Here is an 18,910-nt window from a genome sequence, read left to right as displayed (position 1 = left end):
TCCTAAAATAAGAAATAACGCTGTGCCATCGGTAATACTTCTGCTGGATCACAGGTCACAAGTTCACCATCCACAATGACTTCATAGGTTTGTGGGTCCACTTCAATTGTTGGCATCTCCGCATTGAGCATCATATCTGTTTTTGATAGCTGGCGAATTCCCTTTACTGGTTTGATTTGTTTTTTTAGTCCAAGCTTTTCAGGTACACCAAGTTCAATGGCTGCTTTTGACATGAAAGTAATTGAGGTGCTGTACTTGGCTTTTCCGAAGGAAGCAAACATTGGACGGTACAGAACTGGCTGCGGAGTAGGTATGGAGGCATTCGGATCTCCCATTAAACTGTGGGCAATCATTCCACCTTTAATGACGATCTCTGGTTTAACGCCAAAGAATGCAGGTTCCCAAATGACGAGATCCGCCAATTTCCCCACTTCCACCGAACCAACCTCCTCAGCAATACCGTGCGTAATTGCCGGATTAATCGTATATTTGGCAATGTATCGCTTTACACGAGAGTTATCTCCTACTCCTGTGTCTTCAGGCAACTTGCCTCGTTGCTTTCGCATCTTATCAGCGGTTTGCCAGGTTCGAGTAATCACTTCGCCGACTCTTCCCATCGCTTGTGAATCTGAACTTATCATGCTGAATACGCCCATGTCGTGGAGAATATCTTCCGCTGCAATCGTTTCTTTTCTGATGCGTGAATCAGCAAAGGCAATGTCCTCAGGTACGTCCGGGTCTAAGTGATGACAAACCATTAGCATATCTAAGTGTTCATCTAAGGTATTTTTTGTATAAGGCCGTGTTGGATTGGTGGATGACGGCAGGATATACGGAAAGCTTGCGACCTTAATAATATCGGGAGCATGACCGCCGCCGGCTCCTTCTGTATGATAGGTATGGATAACTCGGCCATTAATGGCTGCCAAAGTATCTTCTACAAAACCGCCTTCATTTAATGTATCGGTGTGAATGGCTACTTGGACATCATACTTGTCCGCAACCCTGAGGCAATGGTCAATGGCTGAGGCGGTCGTCCCCCAGTCTTCATGCAGTTTAAGTCCAATCACGCCGGCATTGATTTGTTCAATTAACGGTTCTTCAGCGGACGAATTCCCCTTTCCTAAGAATCCAAGATTCATTGGGAATTCTTCGGCAGCCTCTAACATTCGGTGAATATTCCATTCACCCGGTGTACAAGTGGTTGCATTTGTTCCGGTTGCCGGACCAGTGCCGCCGCCAATCATCGTTGTAATCCCAGATGAAAGGGCGGTTTCGATTTGCTGCGGGCTTATAAAATGGATATGGGCATCAATGCCGCCAGCCGTTACAATCATGCCTTCTCCAGCAATGACTTCCGTTGAAGCCCCAATGATCATATCTACCCCTTCCATTAAAAGAGGATTTCCACTTTTTCCAATCCCAGCGATTCGGCCATCACGAATTCCAATGTCCGCCTTATAAATCCCACTATAATCTAGAATAATCGCATTGGTTATGACAGCATCAAGTGCCCCATCTACTCGTGTAGCAAGCGGATGCTGTCCCATCCCATCACGGATAACTTTTCCGCCGCCAAATTTGACCTCATCTCCATAAACGGTAAAATCCTTTTCTATTTCGATAAATAAATCGGTGTCCGCTAGCCGGATGGCATCGCCTGTTGTAGGACCAAACATGTCTGCATATTGCTTTCTCGACATTCGAAAGCTCATAACGGGTTCCCCTCTCCTTGGTCCAATGGGCCATCGGTTTTATTATTTAACCCATAGACTTCTCGCTGACCGGCGAAGGGAACGAGTTCTACTTCTTTCGCATCTCCTGGTTCAAACCGAACAGCGGTACCAGCAGGGATATTTAGGTGCCTGCCAAATGCTTGGTCTCGTTCAAATCTTAAAGCGCCATTTACTTCGTAAAAATGAAAATGGGACCCGATTTGAATTGGCCGGTCGCCTTGATTGAGCACCATAACTTTAGAAGCCTTCCTACCCTGGTTGCAGATAATCGGCTCTTGTCTTAATCGATATTCTCCTGGTATCAACATCGCACCCCCTTATCTATAAAAATATCAATCTAGCGAATTGGCTCATGTACGGTAACAAGCTTGGTTCCATCTGGAAATGTTGCCTCTACTTGGATATCGCGAATCATTTCCGGTATCCCTTCCATCACATCTTCGCTTGATAATATCTTTGTTCCCTCACTCATTAATTCAGCCACCGATTTCCCATCTCTTGCCCCCTCCATAATTTCGTAGGTGATGAGGGCAATCGCTTCGGGATAATTTAATTTTAGTCCCCGGTCCTTTCTGCGCCTTGCCAAGTCTGCTGCGATGACAATCATTAATTTTTCCTGCTCCCGCTGGGTTAATTTCATCCCCTTACCTCCCCCTAGTAAATCATAAAGTGTACAGGCAATAATCTTGGTGGCATCCACCAGATCATCTACACGGATATTTTCATCAGCCCGGTGCCCATTAGCCTCTTCCAGCAATTTGGGCCCAACACCAAACATGATCGTTGGGATGCCTTTTTCATAAAAATGACGGGCATCTGCATAGATCGGTACTCCGTTTATCGCTAAATCACCTTTCCCTTTCATAATGGACTGCCAGTTCGCGGATAATGCTGAAATCAGTGGTGAATCTTCCGGAACAGGCCCGAAGCTTTCTGCATGAAGTATTTTTCGAATTTCTAGTTTTATTCCTTGGGTCGTCTTAACCGCTTCTTCCACAACTTTTCTAAATTCCACTTCCGCTTGAACCCCGTCTTCACCTGGAATCAATCTTCGGTCAACCCTTATTGTACATTCGTCAGGTACAACATTTGTGTTAATTCCTCCAGAAATGAGACCGACTACCAAGGTTGGGTGGTCAATCCCAGGCACAGAAGATTTATTGGCCGCGAGAGTTTGCCGATATTCGTATAAACCATTTAAAATCTTTGTCGTCGCCTCAAGTGCATCAATTCCTGTATGTGGGAGGGCGGCATGGGCAGACTTCCCTGTTGTTTTCACTTCAAAATGTAAACAGCCGTTATGGGCATTAACTGCCGAATAGGTAAAGCCAGCTGAAATCGCCTGGTCAGGACTGATATTCCCTTGATCTAGCAGCCTTTTGGGTCCTAATTCTCCGCCTGTTTCTTCATCAAAAGTAAAAGCAAGGTCGACTTTCCCTTGCAGAGGGTGACTGATTTTGACTTTTTTTAAGGCTAAAACGGCGTATGAATAGGCAGCAATATCGGATTTTGAAACTGCCACGCCCCGTCCATACATCTTTCCATTAATGATCTCCCCTCCGTATGGATCAACACTCCAGCCTAACCCAGGGGGCACCACATCACCATGTGCATTTAAGACAATATTTGTTCCTGCCCCGTTCCCAAACTCGGTGCTGCTAAGGACATTGGCCAAACTAATCATTCCAGCGGCTTTGACTTCCTCTTCATCTACCTCTAATAGAGATATATCCACAAAGCCAAGTTCTTGAAGCTCGTGGTGTAAGAAGGCAGCAATAGGGTAACAATCACCAGCAGGGTTATCTGAAGGAACTTGCACTATTTTTTTTAAGAAATCAATCATTTCTGCTTGGTGCTCCTCAATCCACTGGACCAAACTTTTCTTATCCTGATTCATAAAGCTCCTCCTTTTGGTTGCGTGTCCACTTACAGGCAAACACCAAATTTCTCCTGGATCACCCCGGATTGTTCATCATAAATGACCTTTCCTCTTAAAATCGTTTTCTTCACCTTAAGTAAAAACTCTCTATTTTCATAAGGTGAATAGGCATTTCGAAAAGCCAATGATTGTTTATCAGCAATCGTTGTTTCATCTAAACGTATCAAAATAAGGTCAGCATCTAAGCCGGGACGAATTCGCCCTTTTCGGTCTGCTATTCCAAACCGTTCAGCCACATTCGCCGTCCCTAATGGTAAAATTTGTTTAAGGTTAATTCTCCGTTTAAGGGCCTCATCAAGCAAGGCCAGCCAGGTAAATTGAACCCCTTGAATCCCTCCCCATGCATCCCAGATGGAATCCGTTGCTTTCATCGAATAAAGACACGGGGAATGATCAGATCCAATCGTGTCAATCCAGCCTCTCTGAATGCAGTCCCATAGCCCCTCTACCTCTTCGCGCGATCTTAGCGGCGGCGCACATTTGAGGATGGCACCACTTTTAATAAAATCCTCTTCATCAAAAAGTAAATAATGCGGGCAGGTTTCAACTGTAACGTCTACTCCGCTTTTTTTGGCTTGATCGATAATTCCGATTACCTTCGCCGAACTAATATGAACAAGATGAAGGGCTGTTCCGTATTTGGCAGCAAGCTCTAAGGCATAACGAACTGCTTTCTCTTCTGCTGATACGGGCCTGCTCGCGAGAAAGGCCTTTCGTTCATTCATCCCATCCCTATGTTTATAGAAAGCTGTAAATTTATTAATCTCCTCTTCCCATTCCGCATGGAGAGCGAGAATCTTCTTATGCTCCTTTGCAGCCTGCATGGCTTGTTTCAATCCATCAGGTGGAACAAAGCGGAAATCCTCAATCCCACTCTCACTCATAAATGCTTTCCAGGCAATAATCCCCTTACTCATTTGAGTGAGTTCTCGCCGGTTAGCGAGGTTCGTATCTGTCATTCCACCCCAGAGAGCATAATCGACATGAGACATAGAGGTTAAATACTCTTTTTTATCAAGTAAATTCTTAACAGTAGTAACAGAAGGTGCACAATTTAGCGGCATATCAAAAATGGTAGTGGTTCCGCCGATAGCTGCAGCTCGGCTTCCTGTCTCGATTCCTTCCCAATCCGTTCTTCCTGGATCATTGAAATGGACATGGGCATCAATAAAGCCAGGAACAACTAGACAGCCGCTTGCATCAATAATCGTATCCGTTTCCTCTTTCAATGGTTCTCCTTCACTTTTTACAAGGGAGTCAATCCGTTCATCAAGGACTCGAATGTCTACCTCTCGAAAACCGTCCGCGGTAAAAACGAGCCCATTCTTCACCCATAGTTCTTTCATCTTTTACCCTCCTCAACTCCCCCGATAGGTACTATACCCACCAGGTGAAATCAACAATGGGACATGATAGTGGGAGGTGGGTTCAGAAATGCCAAAGCGAACGGGAACACAATCTAGGAACGAAGGATCTCCGAGTAAAGGGCCGCGATTCCGAAAATAATTTCCAACATGAAAACGAATTTCATAGATTCCCTTTTTCATACTGTCCCCTTCGAGGAGAGGTTGATTTACTCGGCCATCTTCATTGGTTTGGCTGAATTGAATAAATTCGTATGTGTTGTCTGGACCTACCTGCCATAATTCCACTACCACTCCACTTGCCGGTTTTCCCAAACTTAAATCAAGGACATGTGTGGTTACCTTTCCAGTCATTTCGGTGATTCCCCTGGATTTTCTAAATCTTCACGTGTCATGGAAAAACATTGAAACCCATACGGAGGACGCGGTTCGGTAAAAACTTTCCCTTCTTGTGAGGCAGGAATTTCGTCTAAAACGGTTTCCCAGGTCCGGTTATTGGATTCAAAGCGAACCTCCACTAACTGTAGAAAACGCTCTAATATACGAAGACCAATGCGGTAGATAAGATTTTGAATGGAGGGAGATTTCTCTTCATGAAAAACCGTATAGGCAATATCTCTAACTTGCTCTGCTGCGACATACCCATCTGTCGTACTGCCCTTTGCAGCATCGAAATCGTTATAGCGCCACCCAATATTCAAAAAGATAAATAGCGGCCGGTCATAAGACTCTGGCAGTGTCGTATATTCATCCTTCACAAATCCATAAAAGGAGCTGCCACGTACCTTTAAAAGCTTTAGTCCCTTCAAACTGCTGAGATGATCGGCTGTGATAATCTTTTCTCCAGAGCGTTTCACTTCAACTTGAGCCAACGATTGTTCATTTAATGAATAGCGGAATACGAATGGACTCGGTTCAAAACTATCTTTCGTTGGTACTGGGAGCTCGTCAAATGGGATTTGTTCGCTAGAGATATCGACAGCACTCATATGAGGATACGTTTCAAGGAAACGGCGGGCGACAAATTCTAGGAATCCTTCTTGTGTTGAACCTTCATAATCGCCAGCATGTTTTAGAATGAAATTTTTCATCGAATCCGTTGCCACAACTAGTGTATTATCCCCGTCTTTAAAAGACGATAAGAAGGCTTCGCCTTCTACTGCCACCTTAACATTCATTCCAAACAGAATATTGCTGCGGCCCGTAAAGGCTGATTCAGGAATGGTACGGACTCCTGTTAATGGGGCTGCGTAGGTGCGATAAACCCAAACATCTGCTTTACCATAGCGCATCGTTCTTTGCATATCATCATCCCCCTTTATTGAATAACATCATTTAAGCGGAACCCTGCAATTTTATAGACCTCATCCAAGGCTGTCGGGAATTCCTGTTCATAGGTATTGCCCACACGTTCTTTCATCGCTGCAAGAATTGTTTCCTTGCTTTGGCCCTTCACTGCCATAATAAAAGGAAAATCAAATTGCTCGACATACCTCTGATTGAGGGAAACAAACTCACTATGTTCATTCTTCGAGAGCCGATCAAGACCTACTCCCGCTTGCTCCTTTTGAGAAACCTCTGATATTTTTAATCTAGTACCAAGATCCGGATGGGCACGGAGCAGGGCCAATTGAAAGCCTGCCTCTGCATTTTTTACAACTGTCACCATTATTTGTAAGAGTTCCTCACGAGATTTAAAGGGTATACTCTCCCATGCCTTCTCAGCCACCCACGGGGAGTGCTCAAACACCCAGCCTACTGTACTCACAAATTCCTCTTTGTTCATTTGATTTATTTCCTCTATGGAGCCTTGATTATTTTCCTTTACATCCATGGTTTCATCTCTCCCAAACCAACTGATTTCAGCAGGATTTCAGGAGAAACAGACAACATGCCTCTCCTCACCACTCGTGCCTCCACCCTTTCAGCCGGTCATATTCTTCTTTGGTATCGACGTCAAAAAAGTCCCAACCGTTCTCATAATTAACTAGTATGCCAGTTAATTTTTCCTTTTTAAAAAGCTGTCGTGCTCCTTCATCCCCCTCAAGTTTCAGTAAATCAGGAACCACCTTTGGCGAAAAAATAATGGGCGGCCTCGGAATCCCCTGAAAACTAGCTGCTATAAACGGAACATTTTTATTTTCCTGATATTCCTTCAGGTATCGTTTAACCAAATCATTGATGATTTCTACTGGTAAGAGCGGTTGATCAGCAAGAAGAATCATGATTCCTTTCGGTTCCATTTCCATGGCTGCAAGCAATCCACATTGCAAGGAATGTGCCTGCCCTTTATCCGCATCACGGTATCTCAAAGCTTTCCAGCGTTCTCTGAGGGGACTCCCGAAAAGGGTGCCGTCAATCCATTTGAGCGTATCCTCTTCCCTTGTCACAACAAACGTAAAGTCCAGTTTGGAATTCACTGCCTTTTCTAAGGCTGAATTACCAACTGTTTTCTGCCCCCAAGGGAGTTCAAGCTTGTTAACTCCCATCCGGCGGCTCTTACCCGCCGCAAGATAGACTGCGATGACTCCGTCGTTATCCATCAAGAAAAACCACCATCATGACCCCCCATTCTTTCCTTGCTATCTAACACTATATATATTGATAGACCTCCCAAAATACACCCATGTTCTTTTTCAATTTTCTGATGATGGGTAGATTTTCAGTAGATAGACGAACATTACTAACAAAGCATATGTCATCTTTTTTCACCATAATATCCAAAAGGGGAAATAGTATCTACACTAATGTCATATAATCTAACATGGAAAAATTGTTGATTGGAGCGGAAATCAACAGGCAAGTAACCAGAGCTATTTTATAAAAAAATATGTTAGATATACCTACAACAATTGAGCAATTGTAAGCATCATGTAGAATAATGTATTTTAAATTAATTAACTGGAATGGAGAGGTTGTATGACAGATTCTCACTTTATGGAAAAGGCAATTGAACTAGCGCTAAATAATGTTTTGACGAAGCAAGGGGGACCATTTGGAGCGGTCGTCGTCAAGGACGGAAAGGTCATTGGAATCGGCCGAAATGAAGTAACCGGGACAAACGATCCCACTGCACATGCCGAGGTGCAAGCCATTCGAGATGCCTGCCGGAATTTAAACGACTTCCAGCTGAACGATTGTGAAATCTATACCAGCTGTGAACCTTGTCCGATGTGCATCGGCGCCATTTATTGGGCGCGCCCCAAGGCTGTTTATTATGCTTGCACCAAACAAGATGCAGCGAAAATAGGGTTTGATGATCAATTTATTTATGATCAACTCTCCCTCCCCATCGAATATCGAAAAATACCGATGAAAAAGATTTTTCCACCAGATGGAGATATTCCGTTTAGAACATGGGAGAATTCACAAGATAAAGTAGAGTATTAATATGACAGAAAAGGATGTTGTCCTATGGAGGCAAATCAGTTAAAGAGAAGAATCTCTGTAGCATCTAAAAGAGAGCCAGCGGATACGGTCATTAAAAATGGGAAAATTATCGATGTCTTTAATGGAGAAATTATCGAAGGAGACCTTGCGATTGTTGATGGATACTTTGCCGGTATAGGTGATTATGAGGGGAATAGGGTGATCGATGCAAATGGCCGTTATATATCCCCTGCTTTTATCGATGGTCATGTTCATATTGAGTCCTCGATGATCACTCCAAATGAATTTGCAAAGGTTCTTCTTCCGCACGGGGTAACTACCATCATTGCAGACCCACATGAAATTGCCAACGTATTAGGCACTGAGGGGATACAATACATGCTTGATTCCTCTGAAGATCTACCGTTTGACTTTTTCTTTATGCTTCCTTCATGTGTTCCTGCGACCGAATTTGAAAATTCCGGCGCTACTCTTAATGCAAAAGATCTAAAACCCTTTTATCAGCAGCCACGAGTTTTAGGTTTAGCTGAAGTCATGAATTTCCCAGCAGTTTATAAGGCTGAGGACGACATGCTTGAAAAAATATTAACGGCAAAACAATCTGGCAAAAAAATTGACGGCCATGCGGCGGGGTTATCGGCCAATGATTTGAATGTGTATCTGGCAGCAGGTATTCGAACAGATCATGAAAGTACAACAGCTGAAGAAGCAAAGGAACGTCTCAGAAGAGGAATGTACCTAATGATTCGCGAAGGTACGGTGGCAAAAGACTTACAACAATTGATTCCCATCGTCAATGAGCGAAATGCAAGAAGATGTTTATTTGTAACGGATGATAAGCATTTAGACGACCTCATCCATGATGGCAGCATCGATCACAACGTAAGGCTGGCTATCGCCTCAGGTATATCTTCCATAACAGCGATTCAAATGGCAACCATTAATGCAGCAGAATGCTTTGGGCTGGAGGCTAAGGGTGCGATTGCACCTGGATACAAAGCGGATTTCTTCCTGTTTGATGACCTTGAGAACATTACTATTACAACCGTTTATAAAGATGGGATTGCCGCTGTCGAGAATGGACGGCTTATTATTGAATCACAGGACCATTCCTTGGTTGAAACAGACCGGTTAAAAAATTCTGTTCGTTTCCATGAATTAACAGAAAATCATTTTCAAATTCCATTAAAAACAAACAAAGCAAATATAATTGAAATTATCCCCAATAGTCTTGTAACGCGTCATATTATTGAAAAAGTTAATGCTAATGATTCAGGGATATTTCAACCCTCTATCATAAAAGACCAATTAAAGCTGGCCGTGATTGAGCGCCATCATATGAAAAATCAAATTGGATTAGGGATTGTCAAAGGTTTAGGTTTAAAATCCGGTGCGATTGCTACCACCATTGCTCACGATTCCCATAATCTTATTATTGCCGGAACAACCGATTTGGATATGGTAGTTGCTTCCAAAGCGATCAAAGATATCCAAGGGGGGCTCGTTGTTGTCAATCAAGGCGAAGTGATTGCCTCATTGCGACTTTCCATCGCAGGGTTAATGTCAGATCGCCCGTATCAAGAGGTTTATTCAAGTTTAAATGAGATAAATCTTGCCCTCAAAAAACTAGGTGCACACGACCACTTCAACCCATTTTTAACGATTTCGTTTTTATCACTTCCTGTCATACCGGAACTAAAGCTAACTGATAAGGGTTTGTTCCAGATTAGTAAGTTTGAGCATATAGATCTCGACGCTTAGGAAATAATAAAATATCTAGCAAAGGTGCTGGATAGAAGAAAACACCCTGGTTTGAAAGGATGGGAAAATGAAGAAAAGTATATTTAATGAGGGTGATGAAGTAAATATTCGTTCTTCGGGTGAATCAGTAACAATCAATAAATCTCAATATGTAAAAAACATGAAAAGGTACTCTTACATTGTCAATGAACATCCAAATACCTTTTTCTTTGAAGAAGAACTAACGAAAGAATAATTTCCATACCATTGAAAAAGAAGCTTTTTACTGCTGAAATCCTTGTAAATAGAGATAATTGTTTTAATTCAAAGGAGAACGTCCACTTCATGTCGAAGTTAAGGTAAAGGGGTTGTCCAATGAATAAAGCTGAATTATTAAAAAATCTACACTATGCCAGTCGGAGTAATTTATTTTCAATTGAGATTCCAAAGACTGTAAAAGAAGATGAAAAACTTATTGAAGGATTGGTTAGAGAATTAGTACAAGATGGAAAAATAAAAATGAGAGAAGTTGTGCAACGAGACTGCTCCGTTTATTTATCTGGAATAATCAAGTATGCAACAAAGTAATCGGCTCTTTTGAGGGAATTCCCTCATAAAAACATCCCCTCGCAAATAATTCCGAGGGGATTTCTTTTTTTAAACATCCTTTTACATTGCAATCGATTCTTGCTTTTCCACATTTTTATTATAGTAACGATTAAGAAAATGTCCATTTAACGAGGCGAGTATTTGCTGAAATAACATCCCAACCACTACTGGTACCGCAACTGCAGCTGGGAAGTAAGTAATAGCTATAACTGCCCCAGCACTGATATTTCTCATCCCGCCAGTGAATGTCAGCGAAATGACGATGTCTCGTCCACCATTAAAAAATCGACCAATTAAAAATGAAAACAAGTAACCAGTCAGCGCAATCAAGAAGACCGTTAAGGTAATACTTACAAGTTTAAAATTAGGATTTCTTAAATAGGGCGCGACCACTGCACCATTAAGCATGACTACAAATCCAAGGCTAATTTTCGAAAAAGGAGCAAGACGTGTCCCTAATTGGTCTTTAATTTTCCCCTTTGTAACTTGGTTTAAGTACATCCCAATCAAGGAAGGAATGACCACCATTCCCAATAGACCCTTCATTATACTGATAAAGTCCATTTCAATTTTTTCACCTATAAATAATGATAGCGAATATGGAACAATGATTGGTGAAAGCAAGGTATCAATTAAAATGATCGACAAGACCAATGGAATGTTTCCTTTGTAAATGGCCACCCACATGAAGCTTGTCACTCCTGTTGGAATGACCATTCCTAAAACAAGTCCGGTAATCGTGTAAACATCACCAGAAAAGGCGACATGACCTACGCCCCAGGCCCAAATTGGCATGAGGACATGAAGGATTGCCATTGCAATAAAAATTGGAAACGGATGAACGATCACCTCTTTTAATGAATGGAAATTGGAACTTAAACTCCCAGCGAAGGTCATAAAAGCAAAAATCCAAGGAATTAAATATGAATAATCCTTTAGATGGACACTGAACAATACTCCAGTCAATACACCAACCGGGGTAATTAATGGCATGATTCTTTCTAGTTGTTTATTTATCTTTTGCAGCATGTAGAGTGTCTCCCTATTCGTCTCGTAGCGAACTTATATATGCCTTCCAAGCAGTAATTCCTCCCTCTAAAACCGTCACTTGATAATTATGAGCGTCCAGAATCTGTGCACATTTCGTTGCCGAATTCCCCGTAGTGCAAGTCACGATCATTTCTTGGCCCTTGGGTAAGGACTGCAGTGTGATTTCACCAGACTCTTTAAGGCCAAAAATCACTGATTTCGGTACGTTACAACTTTCTTCTATATGAAATTGATTGTATTTTTCTTTATCCCGAACATCAAGAAGAACTAATTTTTCTTCACCTTGAAGCCTTTCATGGAGCTCTTTTGGCGTTATTTTATTAATTGTCATTGAATGCACCCCCATTACAAAGAATACCACACTTTCTTTTCATTTTAATCAATGTTCCCAAAAATTCCTTCGAAAACCGAAAAATATACATGTCAAAAGATCAATGAAGTTGTATAATAATTGCAATCTATTTACTTTGTATATGAAACAGAAAGAAGTGAAGCTGTTGGCTAAAGCTCAAAAATATCAGATATACATGCTATTAGTGTTTGTAATGGCAGCATGGGGACTTAATGTCATTGCGACTAAAATTATCGTTACGACCTTCCTGCCTGTGACGATTACAGCACTAAGAGTTTTCACAGCGGGTATAAGCGTATTTATCATCATTGGTTTTTTAAAGAAAGTCAGGCTTCCAACCAGAAAAGAGATTCGTTATATTTTTTTGGCAGGCTTTTTTAACGTGGTTTGTCACCATTTCTTTCTATCGCTAGGATTGTCAAAAACATCTGCATCTAACGGGGGTCTTATTTTAGGCCTTGGTCCATTACTAACAACTATTGTCGCCTTTTTCTTATTAGGAACTAAGATCACTTTCATACGTTTGTTAGGAATTATTATGGGTTTTACAGGTGTTACCTTTATTGTTGTTTTAGGAAGTGGCGGGGTAAGTGGCGTCTCCATAGGGGATTTTTATGTTTTCCTCGCAATTTTCACGCAAGCATTCAGTTTTATAATAATAAAAAAAGTTTCCAAGACGCTGGACCCACACTTGATGACTGGCTATATGCTAGTCATCGGTTCCGTCATTTTATTTATCATTAGTCTATTTAAAGAACCTAACGGATTAAAAGGACTTGTTCACGGGACTTTTGAAGTTTGGATGATTTTCCTTGCCTCAGCAGTTATCGCTACGGCACTTGGACATATGATTTATAACTCTGCACTAGGTAAAGTTGGCGTAGCAGAATCAGCCATTTTCATCAACCTAAATCCCTTCTTCTCGCTAATCGGTGCCGTTATTTTTCTCGACGAACAAATTACTTCATCACAAATCTTTGGTTTTATCTTCATACTCTTTGGTGTTTTATTTGGCTCAGGTACTCTAGAGGAATTCCTTTATCAATCAAAACTTAAAAAGAAATTAATTTTTTTAAATAAGACAAAAGACTTCAATTAATGTGACTCAAATCTGGGTCACATTTTTTGTTTTTATATCCATTATTACCGAAAAGCGCAAGGATTTCTAATCCAAACGCGTTTTCATTTCTAGGTAACAAAAACCGTGAAAATATCATATCCTATTCTGGCTTGTGTTTTAACTATGGAAGGAGAGTAACAATGTATTATTACCCATATCAATATCAAATCTATCCTCCATTGCCCGTTTACCCACCTCAAATGGGGTATCAATTCCCACCAATTACAAGGAGTTATCCACCAGTAGATGTAAAAATATTTGAAAACTCAGTCAAGTCATTTCGACTATTAATGGCTCAAGGAAGTATTTTGCTAGATCGCTTAGGGGATTTAGGTTTCGCTCGAAAAATGATGAGTGCTGCCCAGCAAGGAAAAAAAGCGGATGTTGATCATTTAATCGGTACCGTCGGATTAAAAGTCCCTGTGATAACTACATTTACGCCAAGTGGCGTCATCTTCGAACTCACCACTCAACCAAACCAAAATAATCCTGCCAGCTGCTGCACTTTAAAGGTGTTCATGAAATGGGGAATTTAATGATTGGAAAGAGACCTATACATTCCACCTGGAAAAAACTAATCTCCCCAAAAAAAGTGGTATCCCAAACAAATGGGGATACCACTACTCTTTTCATTTCTAGCTAAACCAGCTTCATATTGAAAACGATTACATAGATTTATATCTAGAGTAACAAACATGAATAAAGACGCTTCGGCACCGAATCGTCTTTTTCGTATTATTTAGCATTTGCACTATATTTAATTTTTAAAGTTAATATTGTTACAGCTAAAATTAACGTTACAGCGTTTGCAACAATTATTGGAATATCGTTTACAAATAGTCCATACAACAGCCACATTAAAACCCCGCTAGTGAACAAGCTGTACATGACTAATGATATTCCTTCTGTATTTTTCTCTTTGATGGTTTTAATTGCCTGTGGCAGGAATGAAAGGGTGGTTAAAATAGCTGCAACATAGCCAAAAAGTGGAACGAGCTCCTGCATTCTTTTGTCTCCTTATCTCCATATATCGTTTAAAGTCCATTAATCTAATTTTATTAAATTGGCTACTCCACCCTCACTAAATAATTCTACAGAAGTACTTAACGGGTCAGGATATATACGTGTTGTCATTACTGTTTCTCTATCATTGACAAACAACTCTAACGATGACCTGTCAATAAATAGGTGGAGTTTAATAGAATCATGATTTCCATGCACCACACTTGTTCTAATTCCACCTTCTCCTTTGCCCGAGTAATTTCGGTCCACATAAATTTTACCATCTTTGACATCATAAATTACAGAAGTTTTTTCTTGCCCATCCAATGAACAGCGAACGTGGATGCCAAACTTTTCAGCAGAACGTTCGTTTAAAGAAAACTCTGCAATAATTTCCAGACATTCCCCCTGGATATGTTCCAAAGTTATTTTTTCTGAAATGTTCGTTTGCGGTACAAAAATGTATTCATTCCGTAACTTCTGCAACTCTTCAACAGGGGCCATAGATAAGTTGCCATGTTGACAAACGTTGTTGATGATTCTGTTCCATGAATATCCCTCACTTTTTTATCTACAAAAAAGAAAAACGATGAAGCCATTTAACACATTGGTTTTCATCGTTCCCTTATAACTATTTATGGACTTTAACTATCAAAAACTATAGTTCTTTCAAATGCCAAACAAAACTTTGAAAGTCTCCCTTTATTTCCACCGGAATAGCGAGTCCAACATAAGAGAGTTCATCCCCGCCAAATACTTGATCAGTACCGTCAACTCGATATTGTTTTGAATGATCAATTCCCTTTAGCCTTAACACTGCAGTTGGTGCAGCTGGTTCTGCCAAAACCCGGAAATAATAGACGATTGCTTCTGTCTTGTCCTTAGTAGTGAAAAGCCAAGATGTCTCATTTCCTTCAAATGGACTTTGCAATCGATAAAAATCACCAAACTGGATTAATTGACGAATTTCCTTATAGTGAGAAACTTGCTCTTTGACAATTTCTTTTTCATCCTCTGATAGATTCGATAAATCAAGTTCATAGCCTAAATTCCCAGACATCGCTACATCGCCACGCATCTGTATAGACGGACTTCGATGAACCTGATGATTCGGAACAGCAGATACGTGTGAACCCATGGTAACAATCGGGTAAACAAGACTTGTGCCATATTGAATTTTTAACCGTGAGACAGCATCCGTATTGTCACTTGTCCATGTCTGCGGCATGTAATAGAGCATTCCCGGATCAAATCTTCCTCCTCCGCCCGAGCAGCTTTCAAATAGAACATGCGGGAAGGAAGATGTGATAGATTCCATCACCTTATATAATCCAAGCATATAACGGTGCGCTGTCTCTCTTTGTCTTTCAGGAGGAAGAGCAGCCGAACCGATTTCGGTCATATGGCGGTTCATATCCCATTTCACATATGAGATTGGGACACTTGCTAAAATATTACAAACTCTCTTTGTAATTTCATAGCAGACATCCTCCCTTGAGAAATCGAGTATTAATTGATTACGACTCTCCGAACGATTGCGCCCTGGAACATGTAGGCACCAATCTGGATGTTCACGGTATAGATCACTGTCAACAGAAACCATTTCCGGTTCAAACCATAGTCCAAAATCCAGTCCCAACTCCTTGACACGAAGAGCGAGATGATTCAAACCTTTGGGAAGTTTCTGGCGATCAACGAACCAATCTCCCAATGAAGATCTATCATCATTTCTCTTACCAAACCACCCATCATCTAAGACAAACAATTCGATTCCTAACTCACGTCCTGTTTCTGCAATATCCAAAATCTTGTCCGCATTAAAATCAAAATAAGTTGCTTCCCAGTTGTTCACTAAAATTGGGCGTTCTCTATCCCGGTAATTGCCTCTCACTAAGCGCATACGATACAACTCATGAAACGTCCTTGACATACTGCCTACACCTTCTGATGAATATACCATAACAACTTCTGGTGTTTGGAAGGCTTCATTAGGTTCAAGCGTCCAGTTAAAATCAAAGGGATTGATCCCCATAGTGACTCTCGTGTTCCTAAATTGGTCCACTTCCGCCTGCGCTAGGAAATTACCACTGTATACAAAGTTAAAGGCATATACTTCTCCTGAATCTTCTGTTGTGCCTTTCCTTAACAATGCAATAAAAGGATTATGCTGATGACTGCTGGCACCTCTTGTGCTTTCAACTGACTGGATTCCATGACGGAGCGGCAATCGTTCAATATGTCGTTCCTTTACATGGGCACCATGAAGATGTAAAAACTCAAAATCTGCATCCCTGAAATCAACACAGAGACTGTGCGCACTTACCAACTTTAGTGACTGACTCCCCTCATTTATAAATCGTACGGAACGTGTAATGACATTAAACTGCTCGAAAACGGTATAACTTAGGATCACTTTCAGGCCGATTAAAGAATCTTCCATTGTAATTTCAAGCGTTTCCGCCTCGTTGTCACACTCTGTATACGTTGCAGGCAGCCCCTCCAAAGGAGCTTTCCCCTTAAAAATCGAATGGGTTTGGTATCTTAGGTCAGTAATGGTTGAACCGTTTTCGAGCTGGATTTGATAAGCAGGCTTCCTAAAATCTGTATTCCCATACTGTGGATACTCTTGCGGAAGTGTATCCAAGGAGAAAGTCCTGTCATCTTTATGCTGATAAGGGTTTCCTGAGAAACCGCGATCTAAAAACTGCAGAAAATTAGAATGACGATAGGTGTTGATTTTTCGGCCCCAATAAAGGTGCACCAAATATCCTTCATGGAGAATTTCCATGACATAACTTGTATCCTTGGCCTGTAAATGAAACGTTTTATTTTTTGAATCAAATTGGATTCCCACGAAAAACTTCAACTCCTTAACTGCTATTTAATAGCTCCCTTTACCACACCGCCGATAATCCATTTCTGTGCTAAGATGTAGACTATGACCATTGGTGATAAAGCTAATAGGTATGATGCAAATGCTAAATTAAAGTCCGTACCAAACTCAGACTGGAAAATATATTGAACCAAAGGAAGAGTCGCATCTGCTGGATCATTTAAGATGATCAATGGCAGCATAAAGTCGTTCCAAGCCCATAAGCATGTTAGAATTCCAACAGTTGCATTAATCGGGGTTAACAAGGGGAAAATCACTTTCCAAAACACTCCCCAAGTACTGCAGCCGTCTACGATGGCCGCTTCCTCCAGTTCCTTTGGAATCGAACGAATGTATCCTGTGTAAATAAAGATATTTAATGCAGCTCCATAAACAATGTATAAAAAGATCAGTCCACCTTGGTTATCCATACCAAAAGCTGCTGTCTGTTTTACCAGTGGTAGCATAATAATCGGAAATGGGATAAACAGGGCACTGACAAAATAGTAATATAGACCTTTGAAAAATTTGTGATGCAAATTTCTGGCGATGGCATAAGCAACCAATGAGTTTGTTAAAATCGTAAAAACAACTGTAATTACTGTAATAAATGCACTATTTTTTAATGCTGCAAAAAAGTTAGTAGATTCAATCGCCTTTTTAAAGTTATCGAAATGAAAACCTAAAGGAAGAGAAAGTACAGATTGCGCGAGCTCATCAGGTGTTTTTAACGCAATTGAAACTGCAATATATAATGGGAAAAGTATAAATAATGATCCTAATGCAATTAGAATCGTAACTGTCCAATTCGTCTTTTGTTTCAACATTACATATCCATCTCCCTTCTTTGGAGAACCTTGATTTGAAATACAGAGACGATAACAATTACAATAAAATAGATAACGGAGTTGGCTGATTGGTAAGCAAATTCTCCGCCTTGGAAGCCACCTTTATAAATGAGAAGTGAAATGGACTCCGTGGCACGGCCTGGTCCGCCACCTGTTAAGGCAACTACCTGATCAAAAACCATTAAGAAGCTTTTCATAGAAAGCACCATATTGATTGTGAAGAAAGGAGCAATCATTGGAAATGTTATCTTCCAAAATTCCTGCCATTTATTAGCTCCATCGAGACTTGATGCTTCGTATAGTTCTGTTGGAACTGTCTGCAAACCTGATAAATAGAGAATGACATTGAAGGCACATGCTTGCCATACAGCTACAATGACGATTCCTATCCATGCAGTGTTTTCACTCCCTAGAATATTAGTCGATAAAAATCCAAGATCCAGTTTATCGCCTATTTGTGGGATTACATTAGAAAATATAAAATTGAAGATAAAACCAACAATTAACACGCCAAGGACATTTGGTAAAAAGTATGCAGCGCGAAAAAAATTCTTTCCTTTAATTTTTGCATTTAGTCCCATGGCTATCATTAGACTCAAAACGTTAACGAGTGTCGTTGAAATAATAGCAAACTTAAAGGTAAATAAATAAGAATTTAATATGTTAAAGTCCTTAAATAAATTAAAATAATTTTTGAATCCTACAAAGTCGTAAGTGAAACTTAAGCCGTCCCAGTTTGTAAATGAATAATAAATGCCTTGAATAGCTGGAAATGTATGAAAAATAGCGAAAAGGAGAAGTGCAGGCACTGTCATTAAATAAAACGGTACGTTTTTGAGTTTCATAGTTTTCTTCTTTTCTTTTATCCTAGCAGAAGGAATACTCCCA

At 40.7% G+C, this 18,910-nt stretch carries 21 protein-coding genes and 1 pseudogene; 6 read left to right on the top strand and 16 right to left on the bottom strand.

Annotated elements, in window-relative coordinates:
- Positions 1-2 precede the first annotated feature (2 nt).
- From ureC to CCK98_RS05660, 9 genes and pseudogenes are all read right to left on the bottom strand, one after another.
- Complete coding sequence (gene ureC, locus CCK98_RS05695) at positions 3-1,715, bottom strand: urease subunit alpha (RefSeq protein ID WP_088085688.1); 1,713 nt, start codon at positions 1,713-1,715, stop codon at positions 3-5.
- Entirely contained in the window at positions 1,712-2,041 is a 330-nt protein-coding gene (locus tag CCK98_RS05690) for an urease subunit beta (RefSeq protein WP_088085687.1), read from the bottom strand. Before CCK98_RS05690 ends, ureC begins: the two co-directional genes overlap by 4 nt.
- Before the next feature lie 32 nt (positions 2,042-2,073).
- On the bottom strand, positions 2,074-2,376 hold the full coding sequence (locus CCK98_RS35955; RefSeq protein ID WP_098930224.1) for an urease subunit gamma: 303 nt from the start codon (positions 2,374-2,376) through the stop codon (positions 2,074-2,076).
- A gap of 39 nt (positions 2,377-2,415) precedes the next feature.
- Positions 2,416-3,579: pseudogene (locus CCK98_RS05685) on the bottom strand (ArgE/DapE family deacylase); the annotation flags it as partial.
- Positions 3,580-3,662: 83 nt separating this feature from the next.
- Positions 3,663-5,021, bottom strand: coding sequence for an allantoinase AllB (gene allB, locus CCK98_RS05680; RefSeq protein WP_088085685.1), 1,359 nt, complete (start codon positions 5,019-5,021; stop codon positions 3,663-3,665).
- Between the two features lie 12 nt (positions 5,022-5,033).
- On the bottom strand, positions 5,034-5,393 hold the full coding sequence (gene uraH, locus CCK98_RS05675) for a hydroxyisourate hydrolase (protein ID WP_088085684.1): 360 nt from the start codon (positions 5,391-5,393) through the stop codon (positions 5,034-5,036).
- Entirely contained in the window at positions 5,390-6,343 is a 954-nt protein-coding gene (pucL, locus tag CCK98_RS05670) for a factor-independent urate hydroxylase (protein ID WP_088085683.1), read from the bottom strand. Before pucL ends, uraH begins: the two co-directional genes overlap by 4 nt.
- Before the next feature lie 14 nt (positions 6,344-6,357).
- Positions 6,358-6,873 carry a 2-oxo-4-hydroxy-4-carboxy-5-ureidoimidazoline decarboxylase gene (gene uraD / locus CCK98_RS05665; protein ID WP_088085682.1) on the bottom strand — a complete coding sequence of 172 codons (516 nt, stop codon included), beginning with the start codon at positions 6,871-6,873 and terminating at the stop codon, positions 6,358-6,360.
- 67 nt (positions 6,874-6,940) lie between these two features.
- Positions 6,941-7,582: an NTP transferase domain-containing protein gene (locus CCK98_RS05660; RefSeq protein ID WP_088085681.1), complete on the bottom strand. Its 642-nt coding sequence runs from the start codon at positions 7,580-7,582 to the stop codon at positions 6,941-6,943.
- A 376-nt stretch (positions 7,583-7,958) separates the two neighbouring features.
- Between CCK98_RS05660 and CCK98_RS05655 the strand changes: the two genes are divergently transcribed.
- The 4 genes from CCK98_RS05655 to CCK98_RS05645 all read left to right on the top strand — a co-directional run bounded on the left by CCK98_RS05655 (position 7,959) and on the right by CCK98_RS05645 (position 10,757).
- On the top strand, positions 7,959-8,429 hold the full coding sequence (locus CCK98_RS05655; RefSeq protein ID WP_088085680.1) for a nucleoside deaminase: 471 nt from the start codon (positions 7,959-7,961) through the stop codon (positions 8,427-8,429).
- A gap of 24 nt (positions 8,430-8,453) precedes the next feature.
- Positions 8,454-10,190 (top strand): adenine deaminase, encoded by a 1,737-nt coding sequence (gene ade, locus CCK98_RS05650; protein ID WP_088085679.1) that lies wholly within the window; start codon positions 8,454-8,456, stop codon positions 10,188-10,190.
- A 67-nt stretch (positions 10,191-10,257) separates the two neighbouring features.
- Complete coding sequence (locus tag CCK98_RS35145; RefSeq protein WP_179195723.1) at positions 10,258-10,425, top strand: hypothetical protein; 168 nt, start codon at positions 10,258-10,260, stop codon at positions 10,423-10,425.
- Between the two features lie 119 nt (positions 10,426-10,544).
- Positions 10,545-10,757 (top strand): hypothetical protein, encoded by a 213-nt coding sequence (locus CCK98_RS05645; protein ID WP_088085678.1) that lies wholly within the window; start codon positions 10,545-10,547, stop codon positions 10,755-10,757.
- 81 nt (positions 10,758-10,838) lie between these two features.
- Here the strand turns inward: CCK98_RS05645 and CCK98_RS05640 are convergent, their stop codons facing one another.
- Together CCK98_RS05640 and CCK98_RS05635 are read right to left on the bottom strand one after the other, a co-directional pair.
- Entirely contained in the window at positions 10,839-11,807 is a 969-nt protein-coding gene (locus CCK98_RS05640; protein ID WP_088085677.1) for a bile acid:sodium symporter family protein, read from the bottom strand.
- Between the two features lie 13 nt (positions 11,808-11,820).
- Positions 11,821-12,159: a rhodanese-like domain-containing protein gene (locus CCK98_RS05635; protein ID WP_088085676.1), complete on the bottom strand. Its 339-nt coding sequence runs from the start codon at positions 12,157-12,159 to the stop codon at positions 11,821-11,823.
- A gap of 157 nt (positions 12,160-12,316) precedes the next feature.
- Between CCK98_RS05635 and CCK98_RS05630 the strand changes: the two genes are divergently transcribed.
- Positions 12,317-13,279, top strand: a complete 963-nt coding sequence (locus tag CCK98_RS05630) for a DMT family transporter (RefSeq protein ID WP_306298983.1) — start codon at positions 12,317-12,319, stop codon at positions 13,277-13,279.
- 161 nt (positions 13,280-13,440) lie between these two features.
- Complete coding sequence (locus CCK98_RS05625) at positions 13,441-13,836, top strand: hypothetical protein (RefSeq protein ID WP_088085674.1); 396 nt, start codon at positions 13,441-13,443, stop codon at positions 13,834-13,836.
- Positions 13,837-14,035: 199 nt separating this feature from the next.
- Here the strand turns inward: CCK98_RS05625 and CCK98_RS05620 are convergent, their stop codons facing one another.
- From CCK98_RS05620 to CCK98_RS05600, 5 genes are all read right to left on the bottom strand, one after another.
- Positions 14,036-14,305 carry a SemiSWEET transporter gene (locus tag CCK98_RS05620; protein ID WP_088085673.1) on the bottom strand — a complete coding sequence of 90 codons (270 nt, stop codon included), beginning with the start codon at positions 14,303-14,305 and terminating at the stop codon, positions 14,036-14,038.
- A gap of 39 nt (positions 14,306-14,344) precedes the next feature.
- Entirely contained in the window at positions 14,345-14,806 is a 462-nt protein-coding gene (locus CCK98_RS05615; RefSeq protein ID WP_088085672.1) for a GH32 C-terminal domain-containing protein, read from the bottom strand.
- 154 nt (positions 14,807-14,960) lie between these two features.
- Positions 14,961-17,156, bottom strand: a complete 2,196-nt coding sequence (locus CCK98_RS05610) for an alpha-galactosidase (RefSeq protein WP_088085671.1) — start codon at positions 17,154-17,156, stop codon at positions 14,961-14,963.
- A gap of 23 nt (positions 17,157-17,179) precedes the next feature.
- Positions 17,180-17,998: a carbohydrate ABC transporter permease gene (locus CCK98_RS05605; RefSeq protein ID WP_088090315.1), complete on the bottom strand. Its 819-nt coding sequence runs from the start codon at positions 17,996-17,998 to the stop codon at positions 17,180-17,182.
- 2 nt (positions 17,999-18,000) lie between these two features.
- Positions 18,001-18,867, bottom strand: a complete 867-nt coding sequence (locus CCK98_RS05600; RefSeq protein WP_088090314.1) for a carbohydrate ABC transporter permease — start codon at positions 18,865-18,867, stop codon at positions 18,001-18,003.
- Positions 18,868-18,910 lie beyond the last annotated feature (43 nt).

This window comes from Bacillus sp. OV166 (genome assembly GCF_900177675.1).
Taxonomy (GTDB): Bacteria; Bacillota; Bacilli; order Bacillales; family Cytobacillaceae; genus Neobacillus.
Note: the sequence above shows the minus strand (reverse complement) of the source record. Positions and strands in the feature narration are given on the sequence as shown.